The 16,300-nt window shown below is 45.8% G+C and carries 14 protein-coding genes; 6 read left to right on the forward strand and 8 right to left on the reverse strand.

The genetic code is table 11. From position 1 onward, the window contains the following. The first annotated feature begins 2 nt into the window (after positions 1-2). Entirely contained in the window at positions 3-1,556 is a 1,554-nt protein-coding gene (gene porX, locus NQ518_RS01505) for a T9SS response regulator signal transducer PorX (protein ID WP_227962452.1), read from the forward strand. Positions 1,557-1,600: 44 nt separating this feature from the next. Beyond that, positions 1,601-2,014, forward strand: a complete 414-nt coding sequence (tsaE, locus tag NQ518_RS01510; RefSeq protein WP_227961053.1) for a tRNA (adenosine(37)-N6)-threonylcarbamoyltransferase complex ATPase subunit type 1 TsaE — start codon at positions 1,601-1,603, stop codon at positions 2,012-2,014. A gap of 18 nt (positions 2,015-2,032) precedes the next feature. Here the strand turns inward: tsaE and NQ518_RS13560 are convergent, their stop codons facing one another. The 3 genes from NQ518_RS13560 to NQ518_RS01520 form a co-directional block, all read right to left on the reverse strand. Beyond that, positions 2,033-2,167 (reverse strand): cysteine peptidase family C39 domain-containing protein, encoded by a 135-nt coding sequence (locus tag NQ518_RS13560; protein WP_374211128.1) that lies wholly within the window; start codon positions 2,165-2,167, stop codon positions 2,033-2,035. A gap of 9 nt (positions 2,168-2,176) precedes the next feature. After that, positions 2,177-4,327 (reverse strand): outer membrane beta-barrel family protein, encoded by a 2,151-nt coding sequence (locus NQ518_RS01515; RefSeq protein WP_227961052.1) that lies wholly within the window; start codon positions 4,325-4,327, stop codon positions 2,177-2,179. A 342-nt stretch (positions 4,328-4,669) separates the two neighbouring features. Beyond that, positions 4,670-6,415 (reverse strand): DUF4153 domain-containing protein, encoded by a 1,746-nt coding sequence (locus tag NQ518_RS01520; RefSeq protein WP_227961050.1) that lies wholly within the window; start codon positions 6,413-6,415, stop codon positions 4,670-4,672. Positions 6,416-6,583: 168 nt separating this feature from the next. Here NQ518_RS01520 and NQ518_RS01525 point away from each other — a divergent pair, with 168 nt between their 5' ends. Beyond that, the gene (locus tag NQ518_RS01525) at positions 6,584-7,390 is read left to right on the forward strand and encodes a GSCFA domain-containing protein (protein ID WP_227961048.1); all 807 of its coding nucleotides are present in this window, start codon (positions 6,584-6,586) and stop codon (positions 7,388-7,390) included. A 37-nt stretch (positions 7,391-7,427) separates the two neighbouring features. Here the strand turns inward: NQ518_RS01525 and NQ518_RS01530 are convergent, their stop codons facing one another. Continuing rightward, positions 7,428-7,952 carry a methylated-DNA--[protein]-cysteine S-methyltransferase gene (locus NQ518_RS01530; RefSeq protein ID WP_227961046.1) on the reverse strand — a complete coding sequence of 175 codons (525 nt, stop codon included), beginning with the start codon at positions 7,950-7,952 and terminating at the stop codon, positions 7,428-7,430. 244 nt (positions 7,953-8,196) lie between these two features. Between NQ518_RS01530 and NQ518_RS01535 the strand changes: the two genes are divergently transcribed. The 3 genes from NQ518_RS01535 to NQ518_RS01545 all read left to right on the forward strand — a co-directional run bounded on the left by NQ518_RS01535 (position 8,197) and on the right by NQ518_RS01545 (position 12,788). Beyond that, a complete protein-coding gene (locus tag NQ518_RS01535) occupies positions 8,197-8,937 on the forward strand; it encodes a porin family protein (protein ID WP_227205661.1) in 741 nt (246 codons plus the stop codon). 367 nt (positions 8,938-9,304) lie between these two features. Continuing rightward, complete coding sequence (locus NQ518_RS01540) at positions 9,305-10,165, forward strand: urea transporter (RefSeq protein ID WP_227205658.1); 861 nt, start codon at positions 9,305-9,307, stop codon at positions 10,163-10,165. Between the two features lie 4 nt (positions 10,166-10,169). After that, the gene (locus tag NQ518_RS01545) at positions 10,170-12,788 is read left to right on the forward strand and encodes a C10 family peptidase (RefSeq protein ID WP_227205656.1); all 2,619 of its coding nucleotides are present in this window, start codon (positions 10,170-10,172) and stop codon (positions 12,786-12,788) included. A gap of 450 nt (positions 12,789-13,238) precedes the next feature. Here the strand turns inward: NQ518_RS01545 and NQ518_RS01550 are convergent, their stop codons facing one another. From NQ518_RS01550 to NQ518_RS01565, 4 genes are all read right to left on the reverse strand, one after another. Then, a complete protein-coding gene (locus NQ518_RS01550; RefSeq protein ID WP_227960240.1) occupies positions 13,239-14,195 on the reverse strand; it encodes an IS256 family transposase, variant Zn-binding type in 957 nt (318 codons plus the stop codon). Positions 14,196-14,393: 198 nt separating this feature from the next. After that, a complete protein-coding gene (locus NQ518_RS01555; protein ID WP_227961044.1) occupies positions 14,394-14,786 on the reverse strand; it encodes an outer membrane beta-barrel protein in 393 nt (130 codons plus the stop codon). A 167-nt stretch (positions 14,787-14,953) separates the two neighbouring features. Next, positions 14,954-15,433 carry an S-ribosylhomocysteine lyase gene (locus tag NQ518_RS01560; protein WP_227205652.1) on the reverse strand — a complete coding sequence of 160 codons (480 nt, stop codon included), beginning with the start codon at positions 15,431-15,433 and terminating at the stop codon, positions 14,954-14,956. Between the two features lie 170 nt (positions 15,434-15,603). Then, the gene (locus tag NQ518_RS01565; protein ID WP_227205650.1) at positions 15,604-16,290 is read right to left on the reverse strand and encodes a 5'-methylthioadenosine/adenosylhomocysteine nucleosidase; all 687 of its coding nucleotides are present in this window, start codon (positions 16,288-16,290) and stop codon (positions 15,604-15,606) included. Positions 16,291-16,300: the final 10 nt, after the last annotated feature.

The following is a 16,300-nucleotide window of genomic DNA, read 5'->3' on the forward strand; positions in this document are numbered from 1 at the left end:
TGATGAGCAATGGACTATTGTTATGGGTAGATGATGAGATAGAACTGCTTCGCGCACACATCATCTTCCTCGAAAAAAAAGGATATCAGGTGGTGACGGTGAGCAATGGATCGGATGCCATCGATCAATGTCGCCAGCACACCTTTGACTTGGTGCTGTTGGATGAAATGATGCCGGGTCTCACCGGATTGGAAACCTTGCAACGAATCAAGGAAATCAGTCCGGCAACACCTGTCGTGATGGTGACTAAGAGTGAGGAAGAAAACATTATGGATCAGGCCATTGGTTCAAAAATAGCCGACTATCTCATCAAACCTGTGAACCCCAACCAGATTTTACTGGCGCTTAAAAAGAACATCCACCGCAAAGAAATTGTAACGGAGGTGACGCAATCGGGCTATCAACAGAGTTTCCAAGACATCTCCATGCAGATTATGAATTGCCAATCACTGGGCGATTGGATGGATATCTACAAACGATTGGTCCACTGGGAACTGGAACTGAGTTCGACAAACAGCAGCATGACAGAGATGTTGCAGATGCAGAAAGAAGAGGCCGACCTCGGATTTGCCAAATACATCAAGCAACATTATCTCGAGTGGGTAGCGCCTTCTCAGACCAATAGGCCCATGATGAGTCCCGATTTGTTTAAGAACAAGATTTTTCCATTGCTCGATGCTGGCGAAAAAGTGTTTCTCATTGTCATCGACAACTTTCGTTATGACCAGTGGCGAGTCATCTCCAAGGAGATTGGCGACCTGTTCGACCTGCAGGAAGACATATATGTGAGCATTTTGCCTACGGCCACACAGTATGCCCGAAACGCCATCTTCAGTGGACTGATGCCCAACAAAATAGCCGAAATGTTTCCCGATTTGTGGGTAGATGAAGACGAGGAGGAGGGCAAAAACCTCAATGAAGAGCCGCTTATACAGACACAAATCGAGCGCTACCGTCGTCATCACAGCTTCTCATATAATAAGGTGAATGATTCGAGTGGGGCAGAAAAGTTTTTCGACAAGCTGCATGAACTCAAGAAGAACGATTTGAATGTGTTGGTGGTCAACTTTATAGACATGCTTTCACATGCCCGAACCGAGTCCAAGATGGTGCGCGAGTTAGCCAACAACGAGTCGGCTTATCGCAGCATCACCAAGAGCTGGTTCCGACATTCCATGATGGCCGAGTTGATGAAATTGCTTGCACAGAGCGACTATAAAGTGGTGTTGACCACCGACCACGGCAGTATTCGCGCCTCAAAGCCCATCAAGATTATCGGCGACCGCAACACCAACACCAACCTAAGGTACAAACTTGGCAAAAATTTGAGTTACAGTGCCAAGGAAGTCTTTACCATTAAAGATCCCCGGAGTGCACAGTTGCCCTCGCCCAACATTAGTACCAGCTACGTTTTTGCCACGGGTGACACCTTCTTTGCCTATCCCAATAATTACAATTATTACGTATCCTATTACAAGGACACCTTCCAACATGGGGGCATCAGCATGGAGGAAATGCTCATTCCGCTGATTACACTCACGCCCAGAAAACGATAAAACAATCAAACAATACAGATAATAGAAATTAATAAAATAGAGAAATGGAAATTAAAATCAAGTCATTAGATTGCATAAAAGAGGCTGCCCAGCAGTTCATAGACAACATGGGTAAGGGCAATGTGTTTGCTTTCTACGGAAAAATGGGAGCTGGAAAAACCACTTTCATCAAGGCCATTTGTGAATGTTTGGACGTGGAGGATGTCATCACCTCACCCACCTTTGCCATCGTCAATGAGTATTATTCCAATAAGTTGCAAGACTCCATCTACCATTTCGACTTCTATCGCATTAAAAAGCTCGAAGAGGTGTACGACATGGGCTATGAGGATTATTTTTACAGCCATCGTCTCTGCTTCCTCGAGTGGCCGGAGTTGGTGGAAGAGTTGCTGCCAAAAGATGCTGTCAAGGTAACCATTGCAGAGCAGGAAGACGGCCCACGGCTGGTCACATTTTAGCACATTGAAGCGTAAACCCTAACGGGAACTTGCTGTGAGGAATAGCTTTGGGATAACCGAAACAAAGCGACCAAAATAATTACAAATCATAGCTAATGATGCTATGCCGCATTGCATAGCATCACGTTGCATGATAATCTTCATCTTCTTCATTGTATGGATCTATAATCTATCTATCTCGTCCTGTCGAGATGTTTTTCCTTTATATTTACCCTTTGCTGCGTTAAGAGTATATCGTATGCTTAATGCGATTGAACGGGATCCCCCCTTGATGTCAGAAGAATAATCGACAGTATTGGTGAAAGTGTCAAATTTCTGTCTCCATGTATTGAATATATCATTAGCCGAGAGTGTGAAAGCCCAGCTTTTCCAAGTTTTGTTCAAGGTCACTGATGCCTGCCACGAACCACGGCTATAAATCACATCTTGATTGCCGGTCCCTATACCGAACAGATTTAAATAAGCATAGAAACTGCCGGGAATGTCGAACCGGTTGTTGAGCGACAGAGTATAGAGCGGTTTATCGTATTTTCTTACAGGTGAGCCATACTTCAAATCCTGAACATAGAACACGCCCTGTATGGTGGGATGCCAAAAGCCGAAATCAAGTTGTTGGACAGCTACAAGCTGGAATGAGTTATAATCTGGCAGATTGACAGGTTGTACAACATTAATGCGATCGGTGTTGTCATAGCGATATATTGAAGTCACATTCCGTTTGTTCATTGTGAATGAGCTTTGAAGGATAAATTTCTTATAATAAAGGTTCAATCCTATTTTGTGGCGGAGAGTTGAACGAAGTTCAGGATTGCCTGTTTCCCAAAGGGTTGGAGTAACATAAACGTATGTGTTGTCAAGAGATTGGTATCCCGGACGAGACACGGATGCTCTGTAAAACAAACTCATACGAATAGATGAATTAAAGGATATGCCCAGATTAGGCAACAAGTCTGTATATGATTTTGATAAATCTTCACGAAGAACGTTGTTTTGTCTGAAATCTGTATTGGTTGATTCAAGTCTAAGTCCACCATACATATTCCATATGTTGTTGGGTGTCCAGTTAAAACTGACAAATCCTGCATAGAGATTTTGTTTTACATTGTCTGTTTCCGGAGTAATAAAATCCAGATTCCCAGTGGAAGCCCCCAAATAATCCTGATTATTACGTGTATATGAGATTTCCGAACCTGCCTCTATCTCCACCTTGCTGATTTTTCTTGACAGTACAATTTTTCCTGACCATAAAGAGGCTTTGCTTACATTCGAATTGTAGACCATATTGGTAGAATTGTTCTCATCTACACCCGAGTTGGAAGTACGATAGGATTTCACATAATCGGCGTCTATACGCAACCAGATACTGACAGGCAGTGCAAAACTGCCGAAAGTATTGACATGGTGCATGGAACTTTGATTATACAAGTCACTTATTGATGCTATTACATCTTCGGTTCCTTGATAATCTATTACAGATTTTGCATTGCCGCTATAATGACTCTTAGGAGTGCGCTGAAACGTGTATTTTGCACCAATAGAGTTGGTTCCAAAATCGTAGTTTAGCCCAGCGTCTGCCATGAGGGACTGGCTTTTGCTTTTGGCTTTGGAATAAGTATCAGAACGATATTTTGATTCAGGGTTACTCTCTGAATAAAAACATTCAATATAATGTCTATCCTGTTTGAAGCCAGAAAAGCCGTATGATAAATCTCCCAAGACAGTAAGTCCGCTTTTTGTATGGTAATTCAGTGACACATCGACAGATTCTGACCATTCTTCACTTGCCGACACATTACCTGCTGCGACAGCATGGAATCCCTCATTAAGTTTTTTTGTACGTATGAGAATGACAGATGACACATTGGCACCATATTTTGATGAAGGGTTGGTAATAATCTCAACATTGGATATATCGTTGGCGGAAAGTGAAGACAACTCACTTGTTGAACGCACAAGCCTGTTGTTGATATAGACAACGGGCGTTCCATGTCCAAGGACAGATATCCCACCGCCAGACGTGTCAATCATCGGCAGGTACTTGATCGCCTCCATGGCATTGCCAAGTTTTGCAATAGGATTCCCTGCCATTGAGATTTGCAAGCCTCTCGGCGTTCCCTTGACATATTTCTTACTTCCCCGAACCACGACTTCTGCAAGTTTATTGGTGCTTTCAATATAAATCATGGTATCACACGGAAGGACTACATCTGTGTTTTTGCATCCTACTGAGGATATGGAAAGAAACATCCCCTCTTTTAATGTGGTGTCGAAGCCAAACAGACCGTTCAAATCCGTAAGGGTTGATCCAATCATGACGGAGTCGGGCTGCATGAGTCTCACTGTTGCGAAACTTACCGGAATGGAATCTTCTAAGGTTAAAACTCGTGATCTGATATTATAGTTCTGATTCTGAGCGAACATAACGATATTCGAGAATAAAACTATTGAGAAAATAATATGCTTTTTCATTTTTAAATACTATTTATGCACTCCATCGGCTAAACCTTGGAGCAGGTTCCCGTTTTTATTTGCGTATCATGACGGACTACCAGCCTATGGTGAACCATCAACCACCGACATGATGCACCGTTCAAATCCATGGAAGCATCCGTGAAATGGGCTTGATGACGCACATTCCATGCTCACAGTCGTGTGCTATTTCACGAAGAGCGTACCCCGGTATTGCATGTCGACGAAGTCTTCGCCATACGAGAGGTACAGGTAAGTGATGACAAGCTGTGTCTGTTTGCCGGTGGCAGTTATGCAGAACTTATCTTTGCCATTGACCTTTCGTTCAATCTCAGCCAAACTCATTTGGTAGTGGTCAGTCAATGTTTTCCCATTCAGTTGATATTTCATGGTCACAAGTAGCTTGTCGCCCTCAACTTTAGCGCCTTTTTGCTGAGTATATTGATCGATGTTCTGAAAATAACGGTAACCTGGCGGAATGGGTAATGGAATGTTTTCTTCGCGATCGTCGCTGATGAGTCTGTTTTCGGGTATGGATGTTGAAGAGGTACCTGCCATTGACTGTCTGTACATCTCTTCTACTTGATAGTCGGCGAGGAGATACCTGGGGTTGATGATGTCTTCAATGGTCTGTCTGCCGTATGTTCTGTTCAGGTAGTTCAGCTTACCCGCAAAGCTTTTCGCCTGTTGGTATCCTACCTGTTTCAATAAAGTTGTGTATGTTTTACTGCTTATCGGAAACTTGGTCATGTTGTGCTTGGCCAACAATTCGCGTACCTGTTTTTGCAAACGGTTGTGGGTATAACTTGATAGATTTACCGGAAATACCGACACCAGCAACAGAATGGCGACAAAACTCCATGCCACCCACATCACCTTGCGCGACCGGCAGACGATGAGACCTATGCAGACAGCGTAGCACCAAAGGTTGAACAATAGCAGGTACAGACGCTGTATGGTTACGCCATAGTCGGAAAAACGGCGGCCAATGCCTATCGACATCAGCACCAGCAACGGCAAAACGATGATTGGAAGGTAGCGAACCGCCAAACGGTCTACCGGCTTTACATGGTCTTGCTGGTGGATAGGGTAGAGTAAGAACAGAATAATGACGGTGAGCAACATGAGCACCGAAACCAATGTAGACACCCATCCGTTGGGCAATTCCCAGGTAACGAGTATCTTTGCAGCGTAGAGATAAAGCGTGATGACGTAGGCTAAGTGCAGCGGAATGAGCAGGTAATGGATGATGCCGTTGCCAAACTTATGTTGCAGCCAGTTGTATTGACTGTATTTTTGTTCGTCTTTTGGCAACTGGAACATGAATAACAGTGGGGCCACCAGCGTGAAACACACGATAGCCGTGTCGGCATAGAGGGTTTCCTCTATGTCCATGTTAAACAGATACTTGAACGATTGTATCAGCAACAAGATACCCAAGAAGAGAACAAGGGATGTGCCGGCGGCGATAATGCCGCTTCCCATAAGCCTGATGAGGAAATTAATGGCTGGACGGTCGTTCGTTTGTTGCGTAAAAGGCAGTGTGAACCAGCCCACGAGCATAGCGCCTACGCATGTTCCGGCGGCGATACTTTGCCCAATGGATAGTTCGTATTCGGTGGCCCAATAGATGCACAGGGCCAGCCAAAGGGCATGTAGGCCACCTTGCCATCCCCATGCTTCGAGCCGTTTACGCATGTCTTCCGTCCACAGGTGGAGTGTCAACGACAGAATGGTGGCCGTGAGTGGATAGAACATGAGGAAGAATTCGAATCCTTTCATCTCTCCGCCATTGCTCAAATCGTGATTGAGGTATATCAGCGACAGGCATGAGGCGATGGTGAAAAACAGGGTCAGCGGAAATCTCCGCACAATGCTTTGCAGGCCTTCTTTCCAGTGTTGGAATGCGTCTTTAGACATGAAATGTGCCATTGCTCGTCTTGGGTTTGATTAATATCGCAAATCTACAATAAAATATAAGTTATGCCAAGTGTCTTTTGATAAAAATGATTAATTTTGTCATCCTAACGTTTTTTCCCGCTTCCTCTTCATCGCAGTTCCTGTGATGTTGATGGGGTGGAAAGGCAGAATCAATAGCTTATGCAGTTCAGAACCATCGTCAAGGTAGACCAACCCTCGTTTCAAATCCCGCCATTCGAGCGCATGCTCTTTGTCGGTTCATGCTTTGCTGACAGCATGGGGCAGCGGTTTGTCGAAGATAAGTTTCGCGTCACCGTCAATCCTTACGGCGTGATGTACAATCCGGCCAGCATTCTGCATACGGTAGAGTGCACCGATGTGAACCCCAACGTGGCCGTGTTTACCCTGGGTACCAACCATGTGTACATCTTGAAAGAGACGGGCGAGATAGTAGACAACTGCCAAAAGCGTCCGCAACGCTTGTTTCGTGAAGCAGAATTGAGCGTGGAGGAGTGTGTGGCCTATCTGTCTCAAGCGGTAGAATGTTTGTTGAAGCGCAATGACAAGGTGCACGTCATCCTCACCGTCAGTCCCATTCGTTATGCCAAGTACGGTTTTCATGGCAGTCAGCTGTCCAAGGCCACGCTGCTTTTGGCTACTCGCCAGTTGGAAGAACGTTATCCAGGCGTGGTGACCTATTTCCCCGCTTACGAGATTGTGAACGACGAGTTGCGCGATTATCGGTTTTACAAAGAAGACATGTTACATCCGTCCGAACAAGCCGTGGCATATATCTGGGAGCGTTTTTCGGATGCCTTTTTCAGTCAGGAGGCCAAACTTTTCTTGGCCGATTGGCATCCTGTGAAGGCCGCCTTGGCGCATCGTCCGTTCCATCCGGATGACGATGCTTACCAATCGTTTATCCGTCAGACGCAAGAGCGCATCAAGGAGTTAGAAAACAAATGGGGTGTAAACTTGACGGATTAAGTGTAATGTGCTGCCTTCTGTCCCTCATGATTCGTTCCTAGTCTTGAGGTATGAAGAATTTGTCAGTGTTTTCTTGTTCCCATTGCAGCAGCCACCGCTTCCTGTCCAGGCCTCCCGCATAGCCCGTGAGGCTTCCGTTGGTGCCGATAACCCGATGACAGGGAATGATGATGGAGATGGGATTGCGCCCAACGGCACCGCCCACCGCCTGGCTCGACATGCTTTTCGCGCCGTGCTGCCTGGCCCACTGCCTGGCAATGTCTTTGTAAGTGGTGGTTTCTCCATACGGAATGGTCAACAATAACTGCCACACAGTCCTGCGAAACGGCGTGTCGTTCAGCAGAATCGGGGGTGTGAAGGTGGGGCGTTTGCCCTGAAAATAAACGTCTAACCAAGTGCGGGCCTCGTCAAAAATGGGGAGCGCATGATGTGAAGGTTGGTCACATAGCGTGTCGCCGAAGTGTTTTTGTCCTTCAAACCACAATCCTGTAAGCTGCTTGCCATTGCTGCCCATGGTGATGATTCCTAAGGGAGAGGCGTATGTGTCGATATATTGTTCCATTCCAAAAATGCTTGGTTGCTGTACAAAGATAACGAAAAAGATGAAATCATCGGCCGTTAACCATGCCAAATGTTTGTGAGCAAGAGCATGTTGAAGCCATCGTCTACATTCGTTCTGCTTTGGTGTTTACTTTGCGTTTATTTATCTGTCTCTGTCTGTTATGCTGTCTTTAGATATTCAGCTTTTCATCTTCTTTTGTAATAAATCACACCCTTTGTCCGTTTATATAGAAAAAATAAGCATCATGAAGAAGTTATTGCTGTCTATGGCCCTGCTGATGGCCTGCACATTTACCATGGCTCAACGCAGTGTTGGGACGTGGTCATTGATTCCTAAGGTTGGGGTAAACTTGGCAAACATCTCAAACATGGACGTTGTCATTGGTGGTTTGTACCCTGATGGGCAGCAGAATGGAGTTGAGCAGAAATCAAAATACCGCGAAGGATTTATCGGCGGACTGGACGTACAGTACCAAGCGATGAATCAGGTGGCATTCTCTGCCGGTGTGTTCTATTCGGTTCAGGGAATGCGTTTTCCGCCATCAGAAACGATTGACAAGGAAAAAGTACACTATACGTCTGAGGATGTTCAGTGGAAATACGATTATCTTACGCTTCCCTTGATGGCTCATGTGGCGGTTCTTCCTGGTCTTTCGTTCAATGCTGGCGTGCAGATGGGCTACCTCTTGTCGGCAAAAGGTAGGGCTACGTTGTCGCAATTTACGGTTGACAAGGAAGGAAAAGTGCATTATCAGACTGGCGAGAAGGGGAATTTGCTGTATGCCTACACCGAAAAATATGACAACCTGTCCTACTCAAAGCGCTTCGACGTTTCCATTCCTGTTGGCTTTTCGTTGGAGTACAGCCATGTGGTGCTGGATGCAAGATACAACTTCGGCCTGACCAAGATGAACAAATATACCCAAGATAGAATGAAAAACAAGGTGTTCACCTTCACGGTTGGTTATGTGTTTGACCTCTGGTAGTTAAACCCCACTAAGAGTAAAATTACGCTCTCCATTATCCTCTAAATTGTAAACTGAAAAGGTTTTTTTGGGTGGTGCTCATCAGTTGTTTTTCAATAACATAGAGTTTGGGTGCTAAAGTCATAGAGTTTGGGCGCTAAAGTCATTGAGTTTGGACGCTAAAGTCATTGAGTTTAGCTATGCTTCTCATGCTCCTGAAAATCAATCATTTACGATTGCGTGTTTTTGGAAAAATCCTTTTTCGGTAATAAACGTGGTGCTATAAATTTCCGTTTATTTGTTCTCTTTTACACACATATCGTATCTTTTACGTAATTTTGTGCGCTCAAACGGACAAAAACACTTCTAAAATGACGATTCAATGCAGATGATGAAAAGTATATTCCGTGGTGTGGGACAAGTCATGTTTCAAGGTAATGCGCTGTCGGGCGCACTGATGCTTGCAGGTATTGCTTGCAACTCCCTCCTCATGTGTTTGTTTGCCTTGGCTGGAAGTGCCATTGGCACATGTACGGCTGTTGCCCTTCGATATGACGGAGAGCGCATTCGTGACGGCCTTTATGGTTTTAATGCTGCGCTGGTAGGCATCGCCGTACCCTGTTTCATGCCCATCCATGTAGGTTCTGTATTGCTCATGGTGGTGGCATGTGCGCTGTCTGCGCTGGTGACGCGAATGTTCGAGCGGCAACGGTTTGTCCCTGCGCTCACCGCACCCTTCGTACTCATCACTTGGGCGATGCTGCTGCTGGGTCACGTTTTTCCCCAGTTGCAGCTGCCAGCAATGACAGCTGCCGATACTACGGAAAGTTTCTCGCTGATTAGAGCCGCCTCACTGAGCTTTGGACAAATCATGCTTCAGGGCAACAACCTGCTCACTGGCTTGTTGTTTCTTCTTGCCATTTGTGTCAATTCGCGCAAGATGGGCGTGGAATCGCTTGTGGCCTGTGCGCTGTGTCTCGCCGTGGTTTGTGTGCCGTTTGTCAGTACCACCTCGGTGAACAACGGCATGTATGGCTACAATGCCATTCTTGCGGTTTTGGCAGTTGCCAATATTCTTGACATTGGCACATGGACTTACGTCAAGGCATTGATAGCCCTGATACTATCGTTGCTAATGCAGTATGCAGGTTTGCACATGGGGCTTGTCACGCTCACCGCACCTTTCGTGTTGTCGGTGTGGTTAGTGGCTTTGTATCAGACTTTTGTAGTTAAAATCAAACAAGATTAAAAAAATGAAAATTAAAAGATGGTTAAGTCCCACCTTATGGGGCATTGTGCTTGCTTCGATGGTGAGCATTCCCACCTTGGGCAAGATAGTAACAGTGGACAAGTCGATAAGTATTGCCCGCAAATATGTCAATGTGAGCCTTTCGGAACGCCATGCTACGAGAGCTTCGCATGGTACACCACCTTATTATATTTATAACGACCGTCATGGGCGGGGCTTTGTGGTGGTGGCAGGCGATGATGACATGGGACAAGTGTTGGGCTACTCGCACACAGGAACGCTCGACACGTTGCGTGCAAGCGAGGAGCTTAAATTCCTGCTGAGCGCCTACCGTGACGCCTTTCACCAATTGCAAAGGCAACCTGGCACAAGAGCTACCGTTACCACTACGCCTCCCAACCGAAAGGAGGTGGCTCCGTTGCTCACAACGGCATGGAATCAAGACGACCCTTACAGTCGTCTTACGGGGTACAAATACACAGGATGCGTGGCTACGGCAGTGGCGCAAATCATGTATTATCATCGCTGGCCAGAGCGGGGAGAGGGTAGCTACTCGTATGTAGTGCGCTCTGACAACCGCATGATGAGTGTGGACTTCAGTCAGTCGGTATACCCATGGGACAAGATGTTGCCCAGATACAACACACGCACGGCACTTGACAATGCGGAGGCTTGCGACGCCGTGGCACTGCTCATGCGTGATGTGGGCGTGTCGGTGAACATGCAATACAGTCCCACATCCAGTGGTGCACAAACCTTCATGGCAGCCAAGGCACTGAAAACGTACTTCAATTATTCCACTTCCATGCTCAACAAGTCTGATGAGGGCGCAGCTGCTTTCACCCAGATATTGCGCAAGGAGATAGAAAACGGCTTTCCCGTGTATATCAGCGGCAGCGTGAAGTCGGGCGGTAGCGGACACGCATGGGTGGTAGACGGTGTAGATAAGGACAACCTGTTTCACATGAACTTTGGTTGGGGAGGCGGTGGCGACGGCTACTTCTCCGTCACTGCACTGAACCTTGCCTCCACAGGACAGGAGTTTGGCGGCAAGCCTCTCTCCTTTAACAAGCAGGTGCAGATAGTTTTGGTGCATCCCAACAAACCGGGAAGCGCACCCATTGATGACGAACTTGCTGATGATGCCCCCAACTTGTGTTTCAACTCGGAGGGCAATATGACCGTAGTTGGCAGCATGCCCACTAACAAACGGCAACCCATGACGGTTAGCTATCACCACTTTAAGAACCAAGCCGACGGAACGTTTGCCGGAGATGTTGGCTTGGGCGTGTACAATGAGCAGGGCAAACAAGTTAAAGTGGTGCCATCGGCATGGCACGACAAAGGCGGATACACCGCAGAACGCGGCAAATATAACGGTGGCGTGCTGCAATCGGGACAGCTGATTGACGATGCATGCACGTTTACGATGAATCTTGAAGACCTTGCCGATGGAATCTACTATTTGCAAGCTGTATGCGCCAGCCTCAAGGATAAGGACACCTATGGAGCATGGTGTAAGATGAAAACGGCACCACGCATAGCCTTTCAGGTGCAAGGCAACGGCGTGCGCCTATTTGAGAAACCCGATGACAAGGTACCTTTCGCATTGGCATCACACCCCTATACGCTCAAACCGTGTACTGCCGGGAACAAAGCCACGCTGTGCTTGACGATACGCAAACTCACGGGTAGGCCTTTCGATGGTACGGTGAGGGTATCGCTCGTGGATGATGACACTCATGTGGTTGCTTCAGGACAAACCGCAGAGGTGGTGGACTTTGAGATGTTTGCCGAGACCGAGGTGAGGGTGGACATACACTTGCCCGACAATCTGCAGTCCAAGGAATACAAACTGAAGGTAGAAGTACTTAAACAATATGATGCCGACAATATCGCCACGGTGAGTATGGTGCATGGCAACGAGCCGTCTACGTTGCAAGTGGAGGCAGCTAAGCCCAGCGACAAGCTTTTCGTACAACTTTTGGGCATGGTGCAAGACAACAGTGGATTTTCCATATCTCCCACGAACGTTGACCTCAGTGGCAATCCATTGCTAAAGATAGGAGTGGTGATGACGCTCGCACCTCAAGCCACCTACAACGGCAAATTGACGCTTTGCTTGATTGATATGAAAACTCACCGACGCATAGCCTTGGGAGGTAGTGCCCAAAAGCAATGTAACTTGTCGGGTGGAGGAGATGATGAAATCTTTGTTACAGGATGGTTGAGAAACAAGGACAGCTTGCCCGTCATCAACAATCGTATCTATAGATTGGCGTTGATGGGCATGGTAGACGGTGTGGAGTGTGATTTGTGGAACGAGAACTGCGCTCCCTATGAAGTGTCGTTTACGAACAGTATTTACAATGTTTATCCAGGTGAGACCACGCATATAGACACAACACAAGGCTCGCTACGCATGATGCGAGGTGGTAACTGGATTGACGTGCAGGGCGAGGACTTGGCACATGTGCAGGTGTTCGCACTCGATGGAACCCTGATTGCCGCCTCTGATGCCCACGGTCAACATTCCGTGAGGTTGCACGTTCCTGCCACGCAAGTGGTTGTTGTGCGAGTGAAAACCCTTCATGGCAGCACCTTGACGAAGAAGTTAAGATAAAACGTAAGCCTCCATTACTAACTGCTAACAAAGGAATCGCATTTTGTTATGAAGAGGCCTTCAAAAAGAAAACTCCAATAAGTTGTAGCTGACTTATTGGGGTTTTTCTTATTGACAGGACGTTCTAAAAGATATATCCAACGCCTATCATCAAGCGGGAAAAATCCTTTTGTGTAATGCTGTATTGAGCTGATATGTTGAAATGTTTGATGATATTAACTCCTACTTGAGGTGAGAATATGGCATGGTATTTTCTGGCGTATAGCTCATTTTGCAGGCTAATTTTTTGAGTTAGGTGTTCAATAGCTCAAATTGCAGGCTGGCTTTATTCAGAATATTCAAAGAGTTTATATACCTTTGCCATGCAGTCTGAAGCATAATGGGGCTCTGCTGGGGAGCAACTCCATGAGGAATAGGATTGTATAAAACGACAAGTATGAGCAGGATCCACTATGGGTGTGGTTCCTGCTTTTTCATACTTTGAGTTTCTATCAATGCCAAGAAAAACCCATTGATGAACCTTTTGCGGTTCTCTTGTGTAAGTCCGCTATGATTGTTCAAGTTTTTCTTCAGGTCAGTGAATGTTCCCTCAATCTTGTTGTTAGTATTGGGCATTCCCCAGCATTCCTCCCGCTGGCAGGTAAAGAGATAAGGCGAGTAGAAATCAAGGCTGTTCATGGCTGACCTCAACCGTCGGTGCGTATAATGCAGCCTGCCGTCCTTGTGCAGGCTGCGGTGTTCTATCGTACCCTTCCACTTTTCCTTCCATGCTTGATATTCGCTCCTGAAATCAGCCTCGTGGATTCGATGCAGCCTGTCCACAAGAGCCTTTAAATCCCGGCTGGCCAGCATTCTCGGATTCTGCGTAAGATACCTTCTGACAATCTGCTTCATGTGGAACTGGCACATCTGTACATGATACTCGGAGAAAGACTTGAAGAGGCTCTTTTTCCCGTCAATGATTAGACCGCGTATGACATATCCACGCTTCTCAATACTGACGACCGCATCTTCATAGTCCTTCACCGTCTCGCTCTTTACAAAGGACAGATAGAGAGGCTTTCCGTTCTCCGTATCCAATGCGAGCAGCACACCGAAGTTTCGACCCCAATACGTTACGTCCAGATGGACAAAACCACTTCCGTTTAGTGGAGGTTGCACCCACTCACACTTGATGTCATGCAACCTACGCTTGACCGTAGAGAGGCTTATCCTGAAGCGTACCGATAGTTCGTTGATCGTCTGCTTCTGTTGTTGATAAGCAGTCCACAATTCATCATCGCTCACTTGGAAACCGGAGCGAAACTGATAGCCGCAATCCTGACATTTATACAGTTGTACACCTTTGCGAACACCATTCTTTTTCGTATGCGTACTGCCACACACACGACATCTCATTTTGAACATACTAACTTTGAATTTTGAGGCAACTTAAATGCCCATAAAGTTAGTGTACATCGGAAAGATACCTATGTCTCAGCCTGCAAAATGAGCTATTGAGCAATTTGAATCGTCAATTTAGTGCTGAAGGTATCTTGAATGGGCGAAACATGTGTATATATCGAATGGCATGACACTTTTCAGCCTGCAAAATGAGCTATAGGTCTATTTTCTTCCTTCATTAAAAACACCTCTATTCATATTATCAATCGTAACGCCAACACCCGCTCCCGTATAGAATTCTACCTGTGATGACAATGGGAAATTATAATTCAGGGCAGGCAAAATCACAATAGACCTTCCATTGAAAGGTGAATTGGTATATTCGTTCATCACTACCGTGTAGCTCTCATAGCTGACTTTAAGTTTAGCACTAAGTGGGTTGTTATGAAAATTATATGTTCCATTAATATAAAAACCAATGTGGTTTTCTTTGTTCCCATCTTTTACCAATCCTATCGGATAGTTAATACCGGTTTCTACTTGAAATGTTTTCTTTTGGGCAAATGCCACAAAAGACAAGCTAAGCATTAATAAAAACGTAAAAAAAGTTTTCATATAAAATTATTTTTTAGAGATTTTCAAACCATCCCAATTTCAATTTATGTTATCTGCCAAGATAACTAAATTATCTTTCGTTCGTTTTACAGGCAGACTTCTCAGGCCTGACATTAAGTCAGAAAGAGATTTATAGGAAAGAGGCTATTTTATAATGTTGTAGGAAATTATTCTGGATAAACAAGGTTCTTGTCTTCAATATTCAGCAATACTTCTTCAAGGAATTTGCGTGATTCAAGTTTCGCCATGGGTAGGTCGTGCAACAGGTAGTTGCCACAATCCTTGGGTTGTGCGCCGGGAATCTCGCCCTCATAGTTGGCAATGAAGCTGAAGGTGCGTATCATCAAGTCGACAATGTCGCTGCTTTTCAGGTCGCCATGTATAATAAGGTAGTTGCCGGTGAGGCATCCCATGGGTCCCCAGTAAACGATTTTGTCTTTCCACTGAGCGTCATTGCGCAGATAGGTGGCGGCCAAATGCTCGATGGTGTGCAAGGCGCCGATGTGTAACACGGGTTCACGGTTGGGCTCTTTCATGCGGATGTCGAAAGTAGTGATGACTTCAGAGCCGACAACGTCTTGCCTACTTACATAAATACCACGCAACAATTTGTTGTGGTTGATGGTGAATGAGGGAATCTTGTTCATTTTTAAGTTGATGAGTTTGTGAGTTTTTTAGTTAATGAGTTGTTAGTTGACGAGTTTTTAGTTGACAAGTTTACGAGTTGATGGCTTTTCTTTATTCATGTGTTTTATCGTTGATTCGTCAACAGAGAAAGCTATCAACTCGTGAACTTGTCAACTCGTAAACTTGTAAACTATCCCACTATCTGTATAAACTCTTTAGTGACATGGAACGAATTGTTGGCCAATCGTTCCCAAAAATCATAATACTGTGCCGCATTCGTATCCTTTAAAGGAACATCACTGATTACGCGGAAGGAGATGAACGGCGTGTGATAAAGGTAACAGGTTTGGGCAATGGCACAACTTTCCATGTCAACAGCCATGGCTGTGGGAAAAGAGGAAAGTATTTGTTGCATCTTCTCTTTGCTGTCAACAAACCAATCGCCACTCACAATGAGACCGCTGCGAATATTAGTTCCGCAGTCGATGGCGCACGCCTTACGCACCAATTCGGCAGGAGAGGCGTAGCTTGCGGGCATTCCCATGATTTGACCTGCCTCGCACTCTTTGCCACAATAAGCGTCGTGGTAACAACATTGTGTGCTTACAACCACGTCGGTAGGACTTAATGACGCATCTGCACCACCCGCACATCCAGATGATATCACTAAGTTGGGATGATGATGGTTTATCAATTCCACCGCACCAATGACAGCATTTACCTTTCCAATGCCACATTGTTGCATCACGATTTCGTGTTGTCCAATGCGTCCCGTGATGACAGACAGATGCCGATACTGTTGTGTCTGCATGTCTTCGAGCAAGGATTTGAGTTGCGTGAACTCTTTCTCCATGGCCACAATGATACCTATTTTCATGACTGTTGTT

It is taken from the genome of Hoylesella buccalis ATCC 35310, assembly GCF_025151385.1.
In the GTDB taxonomy this organism is placed as follows: Bacteria; Bacteroidota; Bacteroidia; order Bacteroidales; family Bacteroidaceae; genus Prevotella; species Prevotella buccalis.